At 62.2% G+C, this 21,154-nt stretch carries 15 protein-coding genes; 11 read left to right on the top strand and 4 right to left on the bottom strand.

Translation table 11 applies throughout. From position 1 onward, the window contains the following. Positions 1-490: 490 nt before the first annotated feature. The 5 genes from QX073_RS27565 (at position 491) to QX073_RS27545 (ending at position 5,676) form a co-directional block, all read left to right on the top strand. The gene (locus tag QX073_RS27565) at positions 491-1,267 is read left to right on the top strand and encodes a LuxR family transcriptional regulator (RefSeq protein ID WP_315716436.1); all 777 of its coding nucleotides are present in this window, start codon (positions 491-493) and stop codon (positions 1,265-1,267) included. A gap of 386 nt (positions 1,268-1,653) precedes the next feature. Further along, positions 1,654-2,940: an aminotransferase class I/II-fold pyridoxal phosphate-dependent enzyme gene (locus tag QX073_RS27560; RefSeq protein ID WP_315716435.1), complete on the top strand. Its 1,287-nt coding sequence runs from the start codon at positions 1,654-1,656 to the stop codon at positions 2,938-2,940. Positions 2,941-3,000: 60 nt separating this feature from the next. Then, positions 3,001-3,858 carry a GntR family transcriptional regulator gene (locus tag QX073_RS27555; protein ID WP_315716470.1) on the top strand — a complete coding sequence of 286 codons (858 nt, stop codon included), beginning with the start codon at positions 3,001-3,003 and terminating at the stop codon, positions 3,856-3,858. After that, positions 3,851-4,879 carry a cyclase family protein gene (locus tag QX073_RS27550; RefSeq protein ID WP_315716434.1) on the top strand — a complete coding sequence of 343 codons (1,029 nt, stop codon included), beginning with the start codon at positions 3,851-3,853 and terminating at the stop codon, positions 4,877-4,879. Before QX073_RS27555 ends, QX073_RS27550 begins: the two co-directional genes overlap by 8 nt. 2 nt (positions 4,880-4,881) lie before the next feature. Beyond that, positions 4,882-5,676 (top strand): SDR family NAD(P)-dependent oxidoreductase, encoded by a 795-nt coding sequence (locus QX073_RS27545; protein ID WP_315729352.1) that lies wholly within the window; start codon positions 4,882-4,884, stop codon positions 5,674-5,676. An 8-nt stretch (positions 5,677-5,684) separates the two neighbouring features. On the opposite strand, the gene QX073_RS27540 is transcribed toward QX073_RS27545, so the two are convergent. From QX073_RS27540 to QX073_RS27530, 3 genes are all read right to left on the bottom strand, one after another. Next, positions 5,685-7,400 carry an acetolactate synthase catalytic subunit gene (locus QX073_RS27540; protein ID WP_316226689.1) on the bottom strand — a complete coding sequence of 572 codons (1,716 nt, stop codon included), beginning with the start codon at positions 7,398-7,400 and terminating at the stop codon, positions 5,685-5,687. 20 nt (positions 7,401-7,420) lie between these two features. After that, entirely contained in the window at positions 7,421-8,800 is a 1,380-nt protein-coding gene (locus tag QX073_RS27535; RefSeq protein ID WP_315716468.1) for an aspartate aminotransferase family protein, read from the bottom strand. Between the two features lie 84 nt (positions 8,801-8,884). Further along, complete coding sequence (locus tag QX073_RS27530; RefSeq protein ID WP_315716432.1) at positions 8,885-9,586, bottom strand: GntR family transcriptional regulator; 702 nt, start codon at positions 9,584-9,586, stop codon at positions 8,885-8,887. Between the two features lie 185 nt (positions 9,587-9,771). Here QX073_RS27530 and QX073_RS27525 point away from each other — a divergent pair, with 185 nt between their 5' ends. From QX073_RS27525 to QX073_RS27500, 6 genes are all read left to right on the top strand, one after another. Then, entirely contained in the window at positions 9,772-11,835 is a 2,064-nt protein-coding gene (locus QX073_RS27525) for a hydantoinase/oxoprolinase family protein (RefSeq protein WP_315716431.1), read from the top strand. A 9-nt stretch (positions 11,836-11,844) separates the two neighbouring features. Further along, positions 11,845-13,677: a hydantoinase B/oxoprolinase family protein gene (locus QX073_RS27520; RefSeq protein ID WP_315716430.1), complete on the top strand. Its 1,833-nt coding sequence runs from the start codon at positions 11,845-11,847 to the stop codon at positions 13,675-13,677. Next, entirely contained in the window at positions 13,596-15,212 is a 1,617-nt protein-coding gene (locus QX073_RS27515) for an ABC transporter substrate-binding protein (RefSeq protein WP_315716429.1), read from the top strand. Before QX073_RS27520 ends, QX073_RS27515 begins: the two co-directional genes overlap by 82 nt. Before the next feature lie 131 nt (positions 15,213-15,343). After that, the gene (locus tag QX073_RS27510; RefSeq protein WP_315716428.1) at positions 15,344-16,360 is read left to right on the top strand and encodes an ABC transporter permease; all 1,017 of its coding nucleotides are present in this window, start codon (positions 15,344-15,346) and stop codon (positions 16,358-16,360) included. Then, positions 16,360-17,211, top strand: coding sequence for an ABC transporter permease (locus QX073_RS27505; RefSeq protein WP_315716427.1), 852 nt, complete (start codon positions 16,360-16,362; stop codon positions 17,209-17,211). The genes QX073_RS27510 and QX073_RS27505 overlap by 1 nt, the downstream gene beginning before the upstream one ends. 19 nt (positions 17,212-17,230) lie before the next feature. Beyond that, entirely contained in the window at positions 17,231-19,033 is a 1,803-nt protein-coding gene (locus QX073_RS27500) for an ABC transporter ATP-binding protein (RefSeq protein ID WP_315716426.1), read from the top strand. 18 nt (positions 19,034-19,051) lie between these two features. Here QX073_RS27500 and QX073_RS27495 read toward each other — a convergent pair whose 3' ends face one another. Then, complete coding sequence (locus QX073_RS27495; protein ID WP_316226681.1) at positions 19,052-19,954, bottom strand: DMT family transporter; 903 nt, start codon at positions 19,952-19,954, stop codon at positions 19,052-19,054. Positions 19,955-21,154: the final 1,200 nt, after the last annotated feature.

The raw sequence follows: 21,154 nt of genomic DNA, 5'->3' as shown, positions 1-21,154 counted from the left end.
GGCTCGTCCAGGCCCGTTTGAACGGGTTCAGCTTGGGATGGCCGCGAGGCCTGACTTGCGCGGGCTGCGTGCCTGGAAGAATGCCTCAGGTGCATGGGTTCCGCTCAAAACGTATACCAGCAATCTGTTGCAAACTGACAGAAGTGCTGAGGAGCGCCTATCCAGCAGGCACTTTGCTGCGCGATCTGATTGCCGGAGTCGGCAAGATCGTCAGGGCCGCCGCTTCCGGAGGAGGGCAATGTTGATGACATCGCGGCTTCGGAAAAGATCAATCGAATATGATCGTCAATTGCACGACGGAGCGTATCATGGTACGGTCTACCTCAGGTTGGGTTGAAGTTTGGACAAGCAAGCGCCTGCTTCTCGCCTTGGTAGAGGCAGGCGAGGGGGCAAGAGCGGACCGTCGGCGATCGGGACGTTGAGACGGGACCCGTTTTCACGATCACATCTGGGCGGAAGTTTGCGCAGCTTTGTCTGCCGTGAGGTAGCAATGGACCTCTTCAGCTTCATCGATTGTGCAAACCGCACGCAGTCGCTGTCCGACCTCTTCGATCTTCTCGTCGGTTCTGCAGCCGATGAGGGTTTCGGCCAGGTGGCTTATGGCGCCTTGAACTACGAAGAGACGATACGGCTGCCAGAGCATCCGATGCCGGCCATCGCTCTCAACTTTCCGCTCGATTGGCGCAAGCATTATTTCGAGCGCAAGTATCACGAGATCGATCCGGTCGTCAGGCGAACCCCGTTTCACAGCAGGCCATTCATATGGGATCAGCTGCTCGAGCAGAAGCAGCTGCAGGACGGCGAGCAGTTGGTCCTTCATGAGAGCCGCGAAGCCGGTCTCAAGCACGGGGTGAGCGTGCCGCTGTTTGGGCCGTCGGGGCGCATTTCCGTTCTATCCTTTGCATCCCGCTTCGACGATGCCGACCCGGTCCGCCATCTCAAGCATCTTTACGCCTTGGCGTGTCAGTTCCATGTCGCTTTTGGCGAGCTTGCCCAGCCGGTGAAGGGCAAGAAGGCGATCGGGCTTTCGCAGCGCGAACGCGAATGCCTGAAGTGGACCGCAGAGGGTAAATCCTCCTGGGATATCGGAATCATCCTCAAGATCAGCGAAAACACGATCAACTTCCACCTCAAGAAGGTGATGAAAAAGCTTGGCACGAACAGCCGGACGGTCGCCGTCGTGAGGGCGATAAGGCTTGGTCTCATCGAGATCCCCGGACCATCCAGCCCGTCCATGTCGGTGTCGACCGACACAACCACCGACTAGAGCCGCCGCCCCCCTCCTGTCTGATCGGTGACGTAACGCCGCTTCGGCGCGGCTATCAGCATACGCCTCCCCGTGTGGCGCATCCCTGGCCCGACGTCAAAGCTGCTGCTGTGATTGCACATGCCGGCCGGATCGCCGCCGAACTCACTTGATCGTGCTGTCTGCCGCCCGTGAGCAATCCTTGTGCCTAGATGTCCTCGATCTGGCACCGGACGAGTGACCCGCCGCTATCCAGGTTGGTAGCTGCACAAAGAAGCACGCGTGATCTAGCAATGAGGAGGTCGAGCTGCAAGAGCCTGACTGGCGATCGGCGCGATCAACCGGCCAAGCCAATTGTATACACATCAATACAAGTCGGTCACCTCAGGCGAACGAGGAACGGTATCATGCAACACGCGACGGATTTGTCTGGCAATGCTCGTCCGGTGGGACGCTTTCGTAACACCGCGTATGTGATCAATGAGAGCAGATCGCATTTCGATGCGGCACATGACGCCGGCCTCATGGCCGTCTATGGTCGTTCGCTGCGCGGCCGCGCCGTGGCGCTTGGCGTTGGCGATGTCAAGAACAGGCCGCACGCGATCGACTTCGTTCGATGCTCATATCTCGGGCTCGACAATCATCCGGTGATCGTGTCCGGCGCAATTGACGCGATTGAAGCGCACCGTTCCGTTCACTGGTCTTGCGCTCGCACGCGTCTCAACTTCGACCTGCTCTCGGAATTGGAAGCCACCCTGTCCGAGATGTTTGCCGCTCGGGTGATTGCGTTCTCGACGGTGATGCTGGCCAATCTCGGCGCCATGCCGATCCTGGCCTCCGGCCTTCTGACGAGTGGAATCAAGCCGGTCGTGGCGTTCGATCGCCTGGCCCATATTTCGCTCGCCTATCACAAGCCGGTGGTTGCCGACGAGACCCGGGTCGAAGCCATTCCTCACAACGACATTGCGGCGCTGGAGAAACTGTGTCGCGAAGAGCCGGTCGTCGCCTATGTCTGTGACGGCGTCTACTCGATGGGAGGACATGCGCCGATCCCGGAGCTGCTGAGGCTGCAGCAGCAATATGGACTGTTTCTCTACATCGACGACGCACATGGGGTGTCATTGTTCGGCGATCAGGGCCAGGGTTTCGCACGCTCGCAGTTTGGCAGCGACCTTGGCGATCGCACCATCATTGCTGCTTCTCTGGGCAAGGGATTCGGCGCCTCGGGCGGGGTTCTGATGCTGGGAACGGCCGAGCAGGAAGCGCTGTTCCGGCGATATGCCCTCCCGCATGCGTTCTCGGCCGCTGCCAATTTGGCGGCGGTCGGGGCAGCTCTTGGCTCGTGCAGAATTCACCGGTCGGCAGAACTTGGCCAGCGGCAGCGGCGACTGGCCCAGCGGATCAATCTTTTCGATCGGCGAATTCCAACTGCCGAAAGCGGCAATTCGCTGCCGATCCGGATGATCACGGTCGGCTCCGAGGCGGCCGCCATCGCCATGGCGCGTGATTTCCTCGATGCCGGCTTCTACACATCGGTCACCTTTTTTCCAACGGTCGCCCAGGGCAAGGCGGGCATCCGCGTCTGCCTGACTGCTGACCACGACGTCGAAGACATCGAACGGCTTTGCGACTGCATTCTGACGAAAAGCCCTTCGGTGTCGCGACAGCCCGAAACAGTGGCTGCGTTGGCCTGATTGCCACGAGCGCGGGTGCTCAAGGTCAGTGCCTTGCAGTGGGGCCGTTGGAGACAGGCGATGCAAAGACGAGAAAGTCAGAGTGTCATTGTGAGCGCCGGCCGCGCTCGCCGCGGCAGGGCAGGCGGGCTGCCAAATGCGTCCGGCAAAGATCAGATCGTCCTGCACCGGACGATAGGGCGCGGCCCACGCACTCCAGCCCCTTCGCTGGCCGAGGGCACATTCAGCCGGCTTCGGCACATGCTGATCGTGGGCGAGGTCCGTCCGGGTCAGCAGATGACCTTGGGGGGTCTGGCGCGTCAGCTCGGAACGAGTCCGACGCCTGTCCGGGATGCCCTGTCCCGGCTTGCCGCCGCAGATGCCGTCCAACAGAGCCGCGAGTTCGGTGTCATCGTGCCCATCCTTGGAGTTGCCGAGCTGGAAGAGCTGCGCCGGCTCCGCGTTGCCGTCGAAGGTCTGGCGTTTGCGAATGCTGCGGAGATGCACCGCAAGGCCGATTGGCGCATTTTCAAGCTGCTCCACACCGATGTCTGCAGGGCTGCCGAAACCGGGCAGGCCGTGCAGTTTGCCGCAGCGGTCTGGGCGTTGCGCATGGCTCTTCTCGGCCTGTCTGAACCGAGTGTCTTGTCGATGTTCGTCGACAGAATCTGGTGCCGATTTGGACCAACCTTCACTCACAAGGCCTCTGACGATGGCTCGCGACGCGAAGTGACCATGCTGCTCGGCGAGATTGTCGAAGCGATCGGCCGGCGCGATCCATCGGGAGCTCAGAGGGCTGTGATCGCCGAGATCGACTGCCGCGATATGTATCGCATCAGTGAGACCAAGCGCGATCTGCCGGCACCGCCGCTCGTGCCGAATGCTGAGCCAGGCTCTGCGGCTGCGAGGCATCTCCAATCGGGGGCTGATCATGTTTAGGCGTTGGCAACGGCGGCCGATCGGTTCGAACTGGGGCGACTTCGGTGATGATGACGAGCTTGGCCGCCTCAACTATCTCACTCCCGACGTCTGCAGGCGGGCGGTGCGGTGCGTGCAGGAGGGGCTGACATTCTGTCTCAGTCTTCCTCTCAATCTCCCGGGGGGAACCGTCATTCACCGTCTTCGACAGCCGCCAAGGCTTTCGGCACTTGCCCGTGGCGGAGACGGCGCGCTCAACTACAATTACCCGCTCGCCAACGAGCAGCCAGGAGCAACCGATATCGTAAGCGACGACGTGGTGACGCTCGCGACGCAGTATTCAACCCATTGGGACACGTTCGCCCATGTTGGGCAGAGCTTCGATGCCGATGACGACGGCGTTCCCGAACCGCTCTACTATAATGGCTGGCGCGCCGGCCGCGAGGTCGCGGCGCCTGATCCGGAGACAGGGGTAGCACGAACACTCCGACTCGGTGTTGACACCATGGCACGTGCCTGCATCCAGGGACGGGGTGTTCTCATCGATCTGTGTCATCACCTCGGGCGCGATCGGCACCTGGTCGGCTATGACGATTTGATGCGGATCATCGAGGCTGACGGGGTGGAAGTCGAACGCGGCGACCTGGTGTGCTTATATTCGGGCTTTGGTGATCTCGTCCTCGCGGCTTCGGGCGCCCTCGACCCCGCTGATGCGCATCCTGCGCGCTGCCCGGAGCTCGATGGGCGTGACCAGAAGCTGCAGCGCTGGATCGACGACAGCGGCCTGTCGGCCTTGATTTCGGACAACATTGGCGTCGAAGCGTTGCCGGCGCGCCCTGACCACCACGATCGGCGCGCGACACTGCCGCTCCACGAGTTTTGCCTGTTCAAGGTCGGGGTGGCGCTTGGCGAGTTGTGGTATCTGTCGGAGCTTGCACAGTGGTTGAGATGCCACGATCGGCGTTGCTTTCTTCTGACCGCGCCGCCGTTGCGGCTGCCTGGTGCGGTTGGATCTCCAGTCACGCCGGTCGCGACGGTCTGACTATGCCGCAGGCGAAGGCCACATCGATCGCGGCAGATGGGGGCAGGGTGGCCCTGATCACAGGCGGGGCCAGTGGAATTGGTCTGGCGATTGTGCGTCGTCTTCTCGATGACGGCATCCGAGTTGCGTTCGTGTCCAGGCAGGAGGACCATGTCGCCCGAGCTCTCGATCATCTCGGCCGCGATCAAGCTCGGCTGATTGCCGACGCGATCGACGTGACCTGCGAAGAGAAGATGGCTGCGTTCGTCGATCGGGTACGCCGACGGTGGGATGATGTGACGATCCTGGTGAACAACGCTGGCATCTCACCCAAGCGCAGCGATCCGGCAACTCCCTGGATGATGCAGACGTCAGCACAGGAATGGCAGAGCGTCATTGCCGTCAACCTGAATGGACCCTTCATGCTGACCCGCCTGATCGCACCGGCGATGATCCGGAGGCGTATGGGACGCATCGTCAACATCGGCTCGCTTGCAGGACGTGCCGTCCCACACATTGCCGGTCCGCATTACGCAGCCTCAAAGGCCGGCCTCGTGGGTCTCACCCGTGCCGTGGCCCGCGACCTTGCTCCGTTCGGCATAACCGTCAACTGCGTTGCCCCCGGCCGTATCTTGAGCGATATGACCGGGCCTGCGGATAGCGAGATCAACCGTGTTGCACTCAGCCGGATCCCGCTGGGGCGCTTCGGAACGGCCGACGAGGTTGCGGGACTCGTCGGCTTTCTCGTCGGCTCACCGGCCGCGGCGTTCCTGACTGGGGCAACACTGGATGTCACCGGAGGTGAATTCGCCGCGTGACGTGGCGATCACATCGCTGGCTCGACCAGCTCGGGTCGGTCGAGCGTACCATCGTAAAGCGACAAGGGCGGGTGGGCGTCAGCTGCGCTGATCACATCGATCAAACAGGGGCGCCGCGCCGTCAATGCGGTCGCGAGCGCAGTTGCAAGCTCGCCGGGGGCGGTGACGCGAATCGCGGCACACCCGCAGGCCTGCGCGATCTCGGCATGTGAGACCGGGCCAAGGTGGCATGCGCTGGTGAACCGGCCGAACTTCGCTGTTTCGGCGTCCTTCTGATAGCCAAGGACGCCGTTGTTGAGCACGATGACGACCACGGCGATGTCGCTGCGAACCATGGTTTCGAGTTCGGCCCAGCTATGGGCAAATCCGCCGTCACCCACCACCGCGACGACAGGATGCTGAGGTTCGGCCAGCTTGGCGCCCATCGCCAAAGGCAGGCCCCAACCCAGTCCCGCAAGTCCGCGCGGTGTGATGAAGCGCATGCCGGTCCGTAAGCCGCGCAACTGGCCGACGATCCACATCGAGGCGTAGCTCGCATCTGCAACGACGATGGTTTCTGGCGTCAGACGGCGTTGGAGCTCCTTCATGATCCGTTCGGGACGGATTGGAGTCTTGTTGGTTTCCCTGACGGAAGAGCGGTCAATCTCGAACTGACGCCATGCCGCCGCGATGCGGCTCTCAAGCTCGCCCCGTTGTCGCTGCCGCATTCGGAGATCGCGGGCTTGTATCGCCGAACACAACAGCTCGAGCGTTGTGGCGGCATCGCCGACCAGGCGGAGCGCCTGGTAGTTGCGCCCGATTTCCTGCGGATCGATGTCGATATGAATGAGCTTGGCGCTCGGCGGAATCAGTCGCCAGCTATCGGTTCCGTTCTGGTTGGTGCGCGAGCCCACCAGGAGCACGGTATCGGCTTCGTCGAGCAGCCGGCGCGTATGCCGTCCAAGCGAGCCTGGGCCGTTCAAGGCGCCTAGCACGCCACACGACAACGGATGGTGCTCGTCGACACTCCCTTTGCCCATATTGGTCGTGAAGACGGGCAGGTGAGCGATGTCCTGCAGCCGGGCCAGGGCTTCGGCAGCGGCTTTGGATGTGGCGCCGCCGCCTGCCACGACGATCGGAGAACGGGCTGCGGCGATCATGTCGGCCGCGGCTTCGATGAGGTCTCTCGACGGGCCAGTGCGGTCGATCGGCCATTGGCCGTAGCTGGCGTTCCGTTGCAATCGCGGTGTGATGGCGCGTTCGCGCAGGAGATCGGCAGGCAGCAGCAGAACCGCTGGTCCCGGATGTCCGCTTCCTGCAGCAACGAAGGCGCCATCGACATAATCGTCGACGCGATCAGCAGTGAGCATGCGACGAACCGATTTGGCGCAAGGAGCAAATAGCGCCAAGTGGTCGAGATCCTGAAACGCGTTACGGTCCAGCTGAGGACGCTCGACGTCCTGAACCAGCGCCACAACGGGAATGCTGGCCTTGTAAGCTTCGGCCAGCGGCGGGACTAGGAGGGTTGCAGCAGGGCCATTCTGTGCAGCGACGACGGCAATCCGGCCGGAAATGCGGGCAAAACCATCTGCCATGGCGCCGCCCATGTTCTCCTGGCGATAGGCGAGCTGTCTGATGCCGATCGCTTCTGCCGCAAGGATGACGGCCGAAGGAAGACTCTGGGCGAAGATGATTTCGACGCCGTGTCGCTTCAGTGCCAACGCGATGCGCTCGGCGACGGTCATGTTCTCGTTCTCATTCTGATTCACGGCTGATCCCACTCGAAGCTCTGCGCCACATCCGACAGAAAATGTTCAAACACCTGCCCGACCAGGTCGACGTCTCCGTCCGCCATCGGGGTTGAAAGGCACGCGGCGGCGCCGTTCGGCAGAATGATGCCCTCAGCCGCGAAGTAACGCGTCATCTCCGTCATGATGGCGGCTTCGCTGGGTGACCAGAACGCCTCGCGAAAGTCCCGTGGCGGCCGCCGCTTCGGGTGAATGCGAAACAGTGATGCGGCGCCTGTGACCGAGAAGGCGACTTGCCATCGTTCGATCGCCTGCCTGAGGCGGCTTCGGAGCAGATCGCCAAGCTGCTCCAGACGGACAAAAGCCGCCTGATCAAGGTTCTGCATCGCGATCAGACCGGCGGTCATCGACATTGGATTGGCCGAGAATGTTCCCCCTTGCGGGACGGCCGGCCTGCTCCGGCCGGCGTCGAACATGCTCATCACCGATGCGCGCCCGGCAACCGCCCCGATCGGGAGTCCTCCACCGATGATCTTGCCGAGCGTATAGAGGTCTGGCTCCAGACCATAGCGTGCGGACGCTCCAACAAAGCCTTGACGGAAGTTCAGCACCTCATCGCTGATGATCAGGATGCCGTGAGCCCGAGCGGTTGACTGAATGGCGTCGACAAATTCCGGATCCGGCGCAATCAGGCCGGCGCGGCTCGGCATCGGATCGATGACGATGGCCGCCAGGGAATCGGCGTTGCGCTCGATCCGCTCCACCGCTCCCTGTACGTCGTTGAAACGCAGCGGCACCACCTCGTTCAACACCGAGGCGGGCTGCCCCTTGTAGTATGCAACGGATTGAGGCTCGGCGGGTGCCCCCCAATTGCTGGGCCCGCTGGACTGACTCACCTCGACCCAATCATACGCTCCGTGATAGGCGCCCTCGATCTTGGCGATGGCGGGCCGTCCGGTCCATGCGCGGGCCGCCTTGATGGCGAACATCACCGCTTCCGTACCGGTGTTGCAGAAGCGGATGCGCTCGATGGCGGCGACCCTCTCGCAGATCAGCTCCGCCAGTTCGATCTCGCGTTCGGTCGGATTGGCGAAACACGTCCCGTCGCGCAATTGCCGCTCGAGCGCCGACACGACAGGACCGAAGGCATGGCCGTGGATCAGGGTCGTGAAATTCGCATTCAAGTCGAGAAATTTTCGACCATCTGCATCGAACACGTAAGCCCCAGAGCCGTGGCTCACATAGCGCGGAAGCGGGTCCCGCTCGATGGTGGCCCGTGTTGTGCCATCGGGAAAGACGCAGCTCGCGCGCCGAAAGGCCTCTTTGGATCTGGGTCCCACCTGGGTGGGTCCGGTCTGCCTCGCGGAAGCCTGGGGCAGGGCTGATTGGACAGTCATCATGGGTTCTCGCTTCGACTGAAGTGAGCCATGACTAGGCGCGTTTGATATTTGATGCAACAAATTTGTTGCTGGAGCCGCCCGCTATTCCAGTCTCGTGGCGAGCCGTCGGTATCCGTCGCGAATGTCCTTTTCGATCGCCGCCTGAACCCGGGCGGCGTCCCCACTCTCCAGCCCCGCGATCGCCTCCATGTGGTTACTCACGCCCACTCTGGAGGTCGCGAATTCTGGGTACAGGTCGTTCAGCGAAGGGCCGATGCGGACCCAGAGCGATTCGATCATGGCTGTCAGGCGAGGCATGTTCGCGGTCTGATAGATCAGGAAATGGAAGGCCTTGTTGGCCTTGAGGGCGGCAGAATAATTGCCCGCGTCGAGCGCCGAATTGATCTGAGATTGCAAGGCCTTGAGCTTATCGATGGTCTCTGGCGACATGTTTGTCGCCGCCATCCGCGCCGCCAGTGCCTCCAGCACCAGGCGGATGGCGGTGACCTCATCGAGCGCAGCTTTGGTCAAGGGTGGAACGATGACGGTCTTCGGGCCGGCATTGACGAGGGCGCCTTCGCCAATCAGGCGCATGATGGCGTCACGCGCGGGCGTCGTGCTGACCTCGAGCGCCTGGGCAACAGCGCGCACCGTCAGTTTTTGTCCAGCCGAGAATTCACCTCGCACGATTGCCTCCTTCAGGGAGGCGTAGGCGAGTTCACCAAGGCTGGTCTGGCGGTCGATCGGCACGAGAGGCATCTCTGCGGCCGATTTCAACGAGGAGTCGGTCAGGTCTGAGAACATGGCCGCACTCTGAGTGCATAAGTGCGGGATTTCAAGCCGGGCAGGCTATTTGGTGCATCATTCCCCTGTGCATTCGCTGCCGTGATGCTCCCGATCGATCCGCAAGGAGCTTTTGCGCGTCGCGCGACGGGCTCTTGACATAACAAATTTGTTGTCTGATACATCAAAAAGAGGGTGGTGGTATTATGGACAGTGAATTGAGGGGCGGGTTTCGCGTTGGCGTCGACATCGGTGGAACCTTCACTGATGTTAGCATTGTCGATGGGGGCGGTCGTGTGCATGCAACCAAGTCGCCAAGCATGCCAGCCGATCCGGCCAAAGGTGTGGTTGCGGCGCTCGAGCGTGCGGCCTCCGAGCTCGGCATGACGCTTCAGCTGTTGTTGTCCCGGACCAATCTGTTCGTTCACGGCTCGACAATCGCGACCAATACCTTGCTCGAGAGAACGGGCGCGGTCGTCGGTCTGCTCGGCACCGAAGGATTTCGTGACACCATCGAGATCAGAAGGGGCTGGCGAGACAATCCCTGGGACCATCGTGCTCCCTGGCCAGATCCCATTGTGCCGCGGCACCGGCGATTGTCCGTGGTTGAGCGGACGGACGCGGAGGGGAATGCGGTCGTCCCGCTGGATCCGGCGTCCGTCCGCCGCGCGCTCGACCGTATGCTCTCGTTCGGAGTCGAATCTGTCGCTGTCTGCCTGCTCCACAGCTATCGCAATTCCGACCATGAGCAGCGATGCCGCGACATCATTGCCGAGCATGCTCCCGCGCTGTGGGTGACGCTGTCTAGCGAGCTCGCGCCGGTTGTCGGTGAGTACGAGCGGGCATCAACGTCTGTCATCAATGCCTATGTGGCGCCGCGCGTCGTACCTTATCTCAACGGCCTGGAACGTGATCTCCGGGCGATGGGCTTGCGCGCGCTGTTGGTCGTTCAAAGCAATGGCGGCGTTGTCTCGGTGGCTCAGATTGCCAGGCATCCGGTGGCCATGCTGCTGTCCGGTCCCGCTGCAGCCGCCGGTGCGCTCACGCATTTTCAGACAGAGGCCGGCACCGATCATCTGATCTCGCTCGAAGTCGGGGGGACGAGCTGCGACGTGATGATGGTCAATGCAGGCGAGATCGGCATGACCGATCTTCTCGATATCGAACGGCTGCGCGTCGCGGTGCCATCGGTCGAAATCACGACCGTGAGTGCCGGCGGCGGTTCGATTGCCAGCGTGGACGAAGGAGGGCTGCTCTGCGTCGGCCCACGCGGGGCGGGATCCAATCCTGGGCCGGCCTGCTACGAGCGCGGCGGCTTGCAGCCTACCGTGACCGATGCTCAGCTGCTGCTCGGCAGGCTGCGGCCTGGAGCGCAGGGCGGCGGCGCGATCATTCTCAATCGGTGGCTCGCGGAGGAGGCGATCCGCACCCAGATTGCCGAGCCGCTCGGTCTTCAGCCGTTTGAGGCGGCCGTTGGCATCATTCGGCTGGCCGAGCAGACGATGCTGCATGCCGTCGAGAACGTCAGCATCGAGAAGGGGCTGGATCCGCACCGCTTTACTCTTGTTGCCGGTGGCGGAGCAGGCGCGCTGCATGCGAGCAGCATTGCGCGTCTGGCACGCTGCCAGAACGTCTTCGTACCGCGTCTGGCGGGAATATTGTGCGCGTTTGGAATGTGCAACACCGACCTGCGCTGCGATCTGCAGCGGAGCATTCCGATCGCCCTGGAGCAGCAACATCGTGGCATTCTCGACCGGCTGACGGCGAGTCTGATCGGGCAGGCAACAACGCTCCTGGAGGAGGAAGGCTTTCCACCCGAGCGCCGGCGATTCCTGACGCAGTGGCACCTGCGCTATTTCGGTCAGCAGTCATCGATCCCGATCACCGTGCGGGACGACGAGCCGATTGCCGCAATCATCGAGCGGTTTGAAGCCGAGCATCTGCGCATGTTCGGTCATACTCAACCGGACGGTCGCCATCAGGTCGTTTCCGTCAAGGTCAGTGGCTTCGGACTTCTGTCCCGCTTGCATGCTCAAGCATCGAACTTCGCCGGCAGCCGTGGGAATGATCCTGACGGGCGGCGCGAAATCTGGGTCGATGCCGAACATGACTGGCAAGAGGTCCCGGTGTTCAAAGGGAGTGCGCTTGCATCCCATAGGCTGGTCGATGGCCCGGCCATCGTCGAGGAAAGCACCACCACGATTCTCGTGGGTGCGCGTGATCGGCTCCGGGTGACCTCCGGCGGCAACTACATCATCGAGCTCCAATAGGGGAACATCATGGATCCCGTCTTGCTCGCCCTGACGCAGAAGCAGCTCGATCATATCACCCGGCAGATGGGATGGGTGATGATGAAGACCGCGCGCAGTCCCATCTTCTCGCAGTCTCACGACTTTTCCTGCTTCATAGGGGACGCGGATGGGGCCGTGGTGGCGCAGGCTGACGGCATCCCCATTCATACCGGGAGCGGCGGCTTCGCGTTGCGCGCTCTGAAGCAGGCCTTCAATGGAGATATCGCCGAGGGCGATGTCTTCCTGTCCAATGATCCCTATCTGGCGGGCAACAACCATCTGGCGGACTGGACGGTAATGCGGCCCGTCTTTGTCGAAGGTGCGTTGTTCGGCTTTTCATGCAATCGCGCACATCAGTCTGACGTCGGGGGAGGGGTCGCGGGCACCTATAATGCGGCCGCGCGAGAGATCTTCCACGAAGGCGTTCGCATCCCGCCATTGCGGATCGCCCAAAAGGAAGTCGTGCGCGAGGATATCCTGCAGTTGCTGCTCGCCAACACGCGCTGTCCCGACCTGCTCATCGGCGATCTGCACGCCATGCTCGGATCGACGCGGATCGGTGCCGAAAGGCTCGCATCGCTGGCCCGCGATCTCGGCAGCAAACAAGCGCAAAGGCTGTTTCCAAACCTGCTCGACTATGCAGAGCGTCGAATGCAGGTTGAGATCGAGCAATTGCGGCCCGGTCGATACAGCGGCGTCGACCTCAGCGATCATGATTGCTTTGCGGCGGCCAATATCCGGATCGAGGTGTCGTTGACCGTCGAGCGCGAACGACTGATATTCGACTTTTCCGGTTGTTCGCCGCAGATCGCAGGCTTCAAGAACAGTCCCTTGGCCAATACCTCATCGGCCGTCTATCTCGCGGTTGCGACCTTCCTGGACCAGTCCCTGCCCCGGAACGAGGGTGCCTACCGGGCGATCCAGATCATCGCTCCTGAAGGCACCATCGTGAACGCAAGATCGCCAGCGCCCGTCGGCTTTACGACCACGCATCCGGCGCACGAGATCATTACCGCCTGCTGGCAGGCCTTGTCAGGCGCCGCGCCCGATCGCAGCTGCGCAGGGTGGGGCAAGTCGCTACACCCGGTATCGGCCGGTTCGACGCGACAGGGCAACATCTTTGTTCTCTATCATTGGCTGGGCTATCCCGCCGCCGGTGCGGTCGCAGAACGCGACGGCTTCAACGTGCTCGGCACGGTCAACACCCTCGGTGGGCTCGTGCTGCCGAATGTCGAGGACCTCGAGCTCGCCTACCCAGTCGAGATCCGCCGCCAGGAGTTCCGAACCGATGGAGGAGGTCCTGGCCGGATGCGTGGCGGGACCGGAATTCACTACGAGGCCCGGCAGTTGGTGCCCACCGAGACCACGTTTCGTGACGAGGCGAGCAGGCGGCCCTCCGGGTCCGGGGTGATGGGCGGACAGGCTGGGGCCGTCGCTTCGATCAGATGCCGCGCTGCAGACGGCACCCTCGTTCAAACACCGGCCTACGGCACGTTGCGCTGTGGTCCCATGGACATTTCGATCGAGTCGGCCGGCGGTGGCGGATGGGGCGATCCGGGCGAGCGGAATCCGGAAGCGGTGCGCCGCGATGTCATCGACGAACTCGTCAGCCTGGATGCGGCCCGGACCATCTATCAGGTCGTGCTGTCATCCGACCTGTCGAAGGTCGACTACGAGGCGACGCATCGCGAGCGGAGCAAGAGACGTTTCACCACGACCACCCTTGAGGAGATCGCCCAATGGGAGCTTTCACAGCAAGAGCCTACGCCTGCAAACGACGAGCGATCCTCGCGGCGGCCGTCGCCGTTCAGGTCGCATTAGGTTTTCCACCGGTCTGGGGCCAGAGCCGTAACGAAACCGCGCGAGTGGTCTGGCCGTTCGAGACCAGCTCGCTGGATGCTGCGGGCGCTGGCGTGCAGCGATCGACCTGGGGCGTGTCCTGGCACGTCTACGACCGGCTGGTCACGTTCGCGCTGGATCAACCGCGTGACAACGTCCAGCAATACAGGCTGGACGAACCGCGCGGCGACATCGCTGAGCGCTGGGACATCTCCGAGGACGGCAAGATCTACAGATTTCATCTTCGCAGCTCCGCAGCCTTCCATGACGGATCGCAGGTGACCGCCGAGGACGTCAAGTGGTCGCTGCAACGTGCGATCAGCCTGCCGACCACGCGCTTCGTTCTCAACCTGGGGGGGCTCGTCAACGAGGATCAGATCAAGGCGATCGATGCCAAGACGGTGGAGATCGCGCTCACCAAGCCCAATCGCTATCTGCTGCTTTCGCTCAGCACGCCGTTCGCGCCAATCATCAACGCCAACCAGGTCAAGGCCCATGTCACCCCGAATGATCCTTGGGGCACCGAGTGGCTGAAGGCCAACGAAGCAGGAAGCGGCGCGTATCAGGTCATGACTTTCCGGCCTGACCAGGTTGTCCTGCAGCGCAATGACAAATGGCATGGCGCGCCGCACCCGGCCATGCGGTGGGCTGTGTTTCAGACCGTGCCTGAAGATACGACCCGCGTAGCGCTGGTCGAACGGCATGCGGCCGATGTTGCCGTTGGGCTGACGCCGAATGCCATCGAAGGCGTCGAGCGGCGCGCACAGGCCAGGCTGCTGTTGATACCTATGCCGAACCAGTTCGAGTTTCTGGTCATGAACACGCAGACCAAGCCGTTCGACGATGTGAGGGTTCGTCAGGCGATCGCGCACGCCATCCCGCAGGACGACATTTTCCGGAGTGTGTTTCTCAGCCGGGGCAAGCGACTGTTCGGTCCGCCCGAGGAGGCCAAAGGTGCCAGCTTTCCGCAGCCACAGTCGTTCGCCTATGATCCAGAGATGGCGCGCAAGCTGTTGGCTGAGGCAGGATATCCGAACGGCTTCGAGACCACCTTGTCGCTATGCACCTGCAAGGCAGAATACTTTGAAAATCTCGCGGTGGCGCTCAAGGATCATCTCGCCCGGGCTGGCATCCGTGTGACGATCGAGAAGCTGCCAGGGGCGCGTTTCGGCGAGCTGCAGACAGCAAAGCAAATGCCGGTCTACCTCGAAAATCAGGTCGCCTGGCTCAATCTTCCCGACTACTGGATCCGGATATTCTATCGTGGAAATACACGCTCGAATTTCTCCGGCTACAACAATCCCGCGCTCGATGCGCTGCTGGCAAAGGCTGACGAAGCCGGCAGCGATGCCGACTATGACGCGGCGATGCGCGAGATGATCGCGATCGTGAATCGCGATGTTCCGCTCCTGATGTTTCGCCAGGCAGCTCTGGAGGTTGTGATCGGCAAGGACATCGGGAACTATGCGTACTGGTTTCATACCCTTCCAGATGTGCGGTCGTTGACCAGGAATTGACAAATGCCAGCCGGCTCCTCGCCACCCTCGGCGAGGAGCCGGTGCTTCGCCATCCTACGCCGTCTGCGGGTCCCGCGGTCGCCTGATCTAGTTGCGCTGAAGGGCGTTGTTGAAGAGCTTGGAGCCCCGCAATGTTGACCTTCTTCCTGCGCCGCCTGCTTGCGGCGGTGCCCGCGATCTGCACCCTGGTCGTGGCGACATTCCTCATCATGCGCGTTCTCCCCGGCGATCCGGCGGTTTTCTTCGCGTCGGGTCCCGTACCGACCGCGGAGGAGACGGCCTATGTCCGACAAAAGCTCGGCCTCGATCGGTCCGTCCCCGAGCAGCTCCTGATCTATGTGAAGGATATCGGCCGGGCTGATCTTGGCATGTCATTCACAACCGGGCGTCCGGTCCTGACGGAGCTGCGCGAGCGCCTGCCAGCCTCGCTTGAGCTGGCGGTCGTGGCGCTGCTGCTGGCGCTCGCCATATCCATTCCTCTAGGCGTCATGGCAGCGATATGGCGCGGCTCGCCGGTGGATCACTTGGCGCGCGTCATCAGCAGTATCGGCGTGTCGATGCCGACCTTCGTCACGGGCCTGCTCCTGACCTACGTGTTCTTTCTCTGGCTTGGTATCGCTCCGGAACCCGTCGATCGGATCGACATGTTCATCGCCGCGCCGCCGCGTCTGACAGGCTTTCTCCTGATCGACAGCAGCCTCAGCGGGCGCTGGGATGCGCTGCAGTCAGCTGCTGGCAGGCTTGTGCTGCCGAGCATCACAATGGCGATCTTCGTGCTGTCGCCGCTGACGCGCATGACGCGATCTGCCATGCTGGGGGTGCTGAGTTCCGATTTCGTGCGTACGGCGCGCGCGATGGGGCTCAGCGACGTCACGGTCTACATCCGCTACGCGCTGCGCAATGCGCTGCTGCCGGTGTTGACGACGATGGGGATCGTGTTCTCGACGATGCTTGGTTCGAATGTTCTGGTCGAACGGGTCTTCGGCTGGCCCGGCATCGGCAGCTTCGCGCTGAATGCGCTGCTCGCATCCGACTATGCGCCCGTACAAGGGTTCGTCCTGCTGATGGGGCTGCTTCTTGTCACCGTCAATCTGGCGATCGATGTCGCCTATGGCCTTGCTGATCCACGCGCACGCAGAGGGGTATGATGCAGTCTTCATTTTCGATCGTCTCACATGCGGCGCGGATCGTCACGCTGAACTGGTTGTCTGTTGCGGCCGTCACGACCGTCGCAATCATGCTGCTCTTGGCTTTGTTCGGACCAATGTTGGCACCGTTCGATCCCTATGCGACCGATCTCGGCCATGTGCTTCTGCCGCCAAGCGGGACGCATTGGTTCGGCACCGACCAGCTGGGGCGGGACGTTCTGAGCAGAGTGATCGTGTCTGCGCGCCTCGATCTCTTCATCGCGGTCTGCGCGGTGACGGCGTCCTTCACCATAGGCGTCGGCATCGGCGGATTATCTGGCTATCTGGGCGGTGCCTTCGATCTCTGGACCAGCCGCATCGCCGAGATGCTCCAGGTCTTTCCGCTGTTCGTTCTGGCCATGGCGCTGGTTGCCGCTCTCGGCAACGATCTGCGCAATGTGATCCTTGCCACCGCGATCGTGAATCTCCCATTCTATGTGCGGCTGGCGCGCGTGGAGGTCGGCGTGTTGAGCAGCCAGCTGTTTGTCGAGGCAGCGCGCGTCGCCGGCAATGGCGACGGTCGGATCATAGCGCGCGTTCTACTCCCGAACGTGATGCCCAACCTCATGGTTCAGTTGTCCGTCAATCTCGGCTGGGCGATCCTCAATGCCGCAAGCCTGTCCTTCATCGGCCTCGGCATTCGGCCGCCGACGGCGGAGTGGGGGATCATGGTCGCTGATGGCGCCGCTCAGGCGATGGCTGGCAATTGGTGGCTTGTCGTCTTTCCAGGCGCAGCGCTCGCCTTGGCAGTGTTCGCCTTCAATCTGCTGGGTGATGCCTTGAGGGACATCCTCGACGTTCGTAGCCGATAGAAGCCCTGGTGAGCAGGTCATGTTGAAGAGATCCGATCCCCCGCTGCTGAGCATTGATGGCTTGGCTGTCGAGTTCGATGCCCCGCATGGACGCGTGCGGGCGCTCGATCACGTGTCGTTCGAAATCGAAGCGGGCGAGATCGTTGGCATCGTCGGAGAAAGCGGCTCCGGGAAATCCGTCACGGCCTACTCGATCCTGGGGTTGCTTCCGCGCCAGGCTCGGGTGCAATCGGGTTCGATCACCTATCTCGGCCGGTCATTACTCGGCCTGCGGGAGTCGGAGCTGAAGGCCATTCGCGGAAGTGAGATATCAATGGTGTTCCAGAGCCCGCAAACGGCTCTCAATCCGATCAGGCCGGTCGGAGCGCAGATCAGCGACGTCCTGAGAGCGCACAGCCCGCTGAGGGGCAGTGACGCCGACAGGAGAGCTATCGAAGCCCTGCGTGCGGTTCACATTCACGCCCCTGAGCGTCGTGTCCACGCCTATCCGTTCGAGATGTCCGGCGGAATGTGTCAGCGCAGCGTGATCGCCATGGCGCTTGCGTGTACGCCACGGCTGCTGCTGGCTGACGAGCCGACCACCGGCTTGGACGTCACCACCCAGAAGGCCATCATGGAACTGCTGGTGGAGTTGAATCGCTCTCGCGGCATGTCCACCATGTTCATCACCCATGATCTCGGTCTGGCGGCGCAATATTGTGACCGCGTCATCATCATGGAGCGCGGACGAGTCGTCGAGCACGGTCCGACCGCGCAGATCTTCAGTCGTCCGCAACACGTCTACACGCGGAAGCTGCTGAGCGCGACGCCGCAGGGTCATGACAAGCTTTCGGACCTGATCCCTGCCTCTGAGCCGCAGGTCTTCGGTCCGACCCGGCAGCTCCCGGAGGCGGCTCATATGCCTGATCTTGCGAAGGAGCCCGTTCTTAGCGTCCAGGGGCTGACGCACGATTACGTACTGCAGAAGTCGCCACGCACCCTGTCGAAATTCATGGCGCCTTGGCGCAGCCGCCCCGCGGCCGGGCCCTCGTCGTTTCGGGCGGTCGATGATCTCAGCTTCGAGGTGCACCAGGGCGAATGTGTCGGACTTGTCGGCGAGTCGGGGTCGGGTAAGACGACAACGTCGCGGCTGATTGCCAAACTGGTCAAGCCCTCGGCGGGATCGATCAGGCTTCATGGTGAAGAGATCGCCGATGCCGACCCGCGGTCCTTTGCAAGGTCGGCCAAGCGGCGGCTGATTCAGATCGTGTTTCAGGATCCCGCCTCCAGCCTGGATCCGCGGCGGACCGCATTCGAGGCAATTGCCGATCCGCTGCTTCGTCTCGAACGGCTGAAAAGATCGGATGACCTCGAACAGCGCATCCACAGCATCTGCGACCTTGTCGAGTTTCCGAAGGCGCTGCTCAGCAGGTACCCACATCAACTCTCCGGCGGTCAAAAGGCCCGCGTCGGCATTGGCCGGGCGATTTCGGTTAACCCGGCGCTGGTCGTGCTCGACGAGCCGACCTCGGCCTTGGACGTCTCCGTGCAGGCCGTCGTTCTCAATCAGCTGAACAAGCTGAAGCGGGCGCTGGGCCTGTCCTATTTGTTCGTCAGTCATGATCTCAACATCGTCAGGCTGATGTGCGATCGCGTCATGGTCATGAAGGGGGGACGCATTGTCGAGCAGGCAGCGGTCGCAGACCTGTTCAGCAGACCGCAACACGAATATACCAAGGCGCTTCTCGACGCGATTCCCCGGATCGAATTCGGCGGCGAGCCGCCGCCGATCTCCGGGTTCGAGAGAAGCCGCTTGAGTGTGGGTGCGGTCCCTCGGAACTGAAGGGATCGCCGCCATGCGTTACACTTGGCGCTTGGCAAACGGTTCGGCCCGGTAGACGAAGTAGATCCCGACGAGGATGAGGCCGGTCCCAACGGCGAGTTGAGGCGGCAGGTTCTCAGCCAACAGGATGACGCCGGCGGCGGCCGCCGAAATCGGCGCCGCCGTCACGAAGATCGCAATCCTGGCCGCCGAAGCTTGTTCGATGGCCCAGGACCAGAGCAACAATACGCCGGCTCCCCCAACCGTCCCGCAGAACAGAACCGCGAGCCAATCCTCGGCGGCAAGCAGCGGTAGGCCGCCGAGCGTGCCTCCCGCGAGGGTGAAGGCGAACAAGACCACAAGGCCTCCGAGACAGGCGATCGGAGCGATCGTGTGGGCGGGATAGCGCGTCAACATGCGAGCAGCGCAGACGTTGAACAGTGCCAACAACACGGTGGTGAGGAGCACGACCGCATCGCCACGATTGATGGTCATTGGCGTGCCCGTAACGAGCTGTCCGGAAAGTCCGACGGCAACTCCGATGAGCGCGCAGCAACAGCCGGCGACCCGGCGCCGGGTGCATCTTTCCTGTCCGACCATGGCGGCGAATGGCAGGGTCAGCAAAGGGCTGGAACAGATCACAAGCGCTCCCCGCGAGGCGGTGGTGTATTGCATGGCAATAGTCAAAAGCCACGGACAGAGACCCGCGACGACACCACCAAGAGCGAGGATGGTCGCACAATCCCGGGCCGGCGGACATTGCGATCTCCTGAGAAGCGGCGCGAGGCACGCAGCCGCAATCGCACAGCGAAGAAAGGCGACGGCCAGCGGGTCATGCCGCTGGACGATCAAGCGCGTCACGGCGAGTTGAGCGCCGTTGGCGCAGCTCGCGACCGCAGCTGCGATTGCTGCGATGGTAGAGGTGGCACGAAAGCCCAGCATCAAGACGTCCGTTCGTCCAGGATGACCTTGCATCCGTAATCTCCTGGTCCGTCTCCGCACCTTGAGTCGACGCGAAGTACGTGGTGTGCAGGTTGTGACCAGTCTGGGTCACTGCGGACGCCAATCTGGCGTCTGCCGAGAGCAGACGGCCGTGCCTGCGCCAAACGACCTCTGTTCAGCCCGGTGTCATCTCGCTCCGACACAGGAGTCCATCAGCTTTCGCATCCATCCATGCCGGCCCCAACGGCATCCTAATATGAAGATCACAATCGGCCCAGCTACCAGGAAAGGTGGTGGTCCTGGATGCAGTCGCATGTCCTATGCGATGATGGAACGTCTTCAACTCGGGTGAGAACGCCGTGATCGCCAGGAAGAAGAGGATCAAGACCGATAGCTGAATTGCCGGTACGTCGTTAAGTTCGCTGGAGCGGTCATATTGACGACGTGGTTGTGTCGGCGAAAGCGCAGTACTCTTCTCGTTCGTCGGATCGGAAGCTCGCGCGTGCCTGATCCGCTCTATGATCTCGGCTGCCAGCGGTGCCATCTGCTGCGGGCTTTTGGTGGGGCCCGCGGGTGCGACGTGAGGCGGGGTGTGCTGCACACCTTAGCCGGGGGGTCTCGTGGTCCTGTCGTCGCGTAGCACCGCCAATCTCGGTGGCTCGTCAAGAAAGCGCCTGCGTGGCATGAGTGGTGCACGTCGGCTGATGACGATTTGTTGCTTGGGCACCAGGGCCGCGAATGGCCGGGTGTCCGATGACGGCGCGCGCTCCTCAGTCGCCAGGCAGGCTTATCTCGGCAGATCTGTTTGGACGAAGCTCTGGTCGCAACCTTGAGATTTATTCGTTACGACCCGAAAACAGATATTGTATTGATGTCAATACGACTGCGATGCCGTTTGGTGCCGCAAGAGGAGGGGTGGCAGGCCGCTCTCGGCGGGGCGGAACGCGAGAGTGAGGCTACTACCGCTTCCCGGCTGTATCTGCCGATCCAGGAGCTTTGTAGGTGGGCGTGGCATTCGGCGCGGCCGACGCGCAAGCTCTGATTGCAGTCGCTGTCACCTGGGTCCTGGGACTCACACTTTTGCGCCGCAGTTGAGCTTCGTCGTTAGCCCCATAACGCCCAAGAATAGGTCTCCTTGATTTCGGACTTTGACAGAGATGCAGGACTCTTCCAGCCTGCTGCGTGGGCAACGGGCGAGGC

The organism is Bradyrhizobium sp. SZCCHNS3052 (assembly GCF_032484495.1).
Taxonomy (GTDB): Bacteria; Pseudomonadota; Alphaproteobacteria; order Rhizobiales; family Xanthobacteraceae; genus Bradyrhizobium.
Note: the sequence above shows the minus strand (reverse complement) of the source record. Positions and strands in the feature narration are given on the sequence as shown.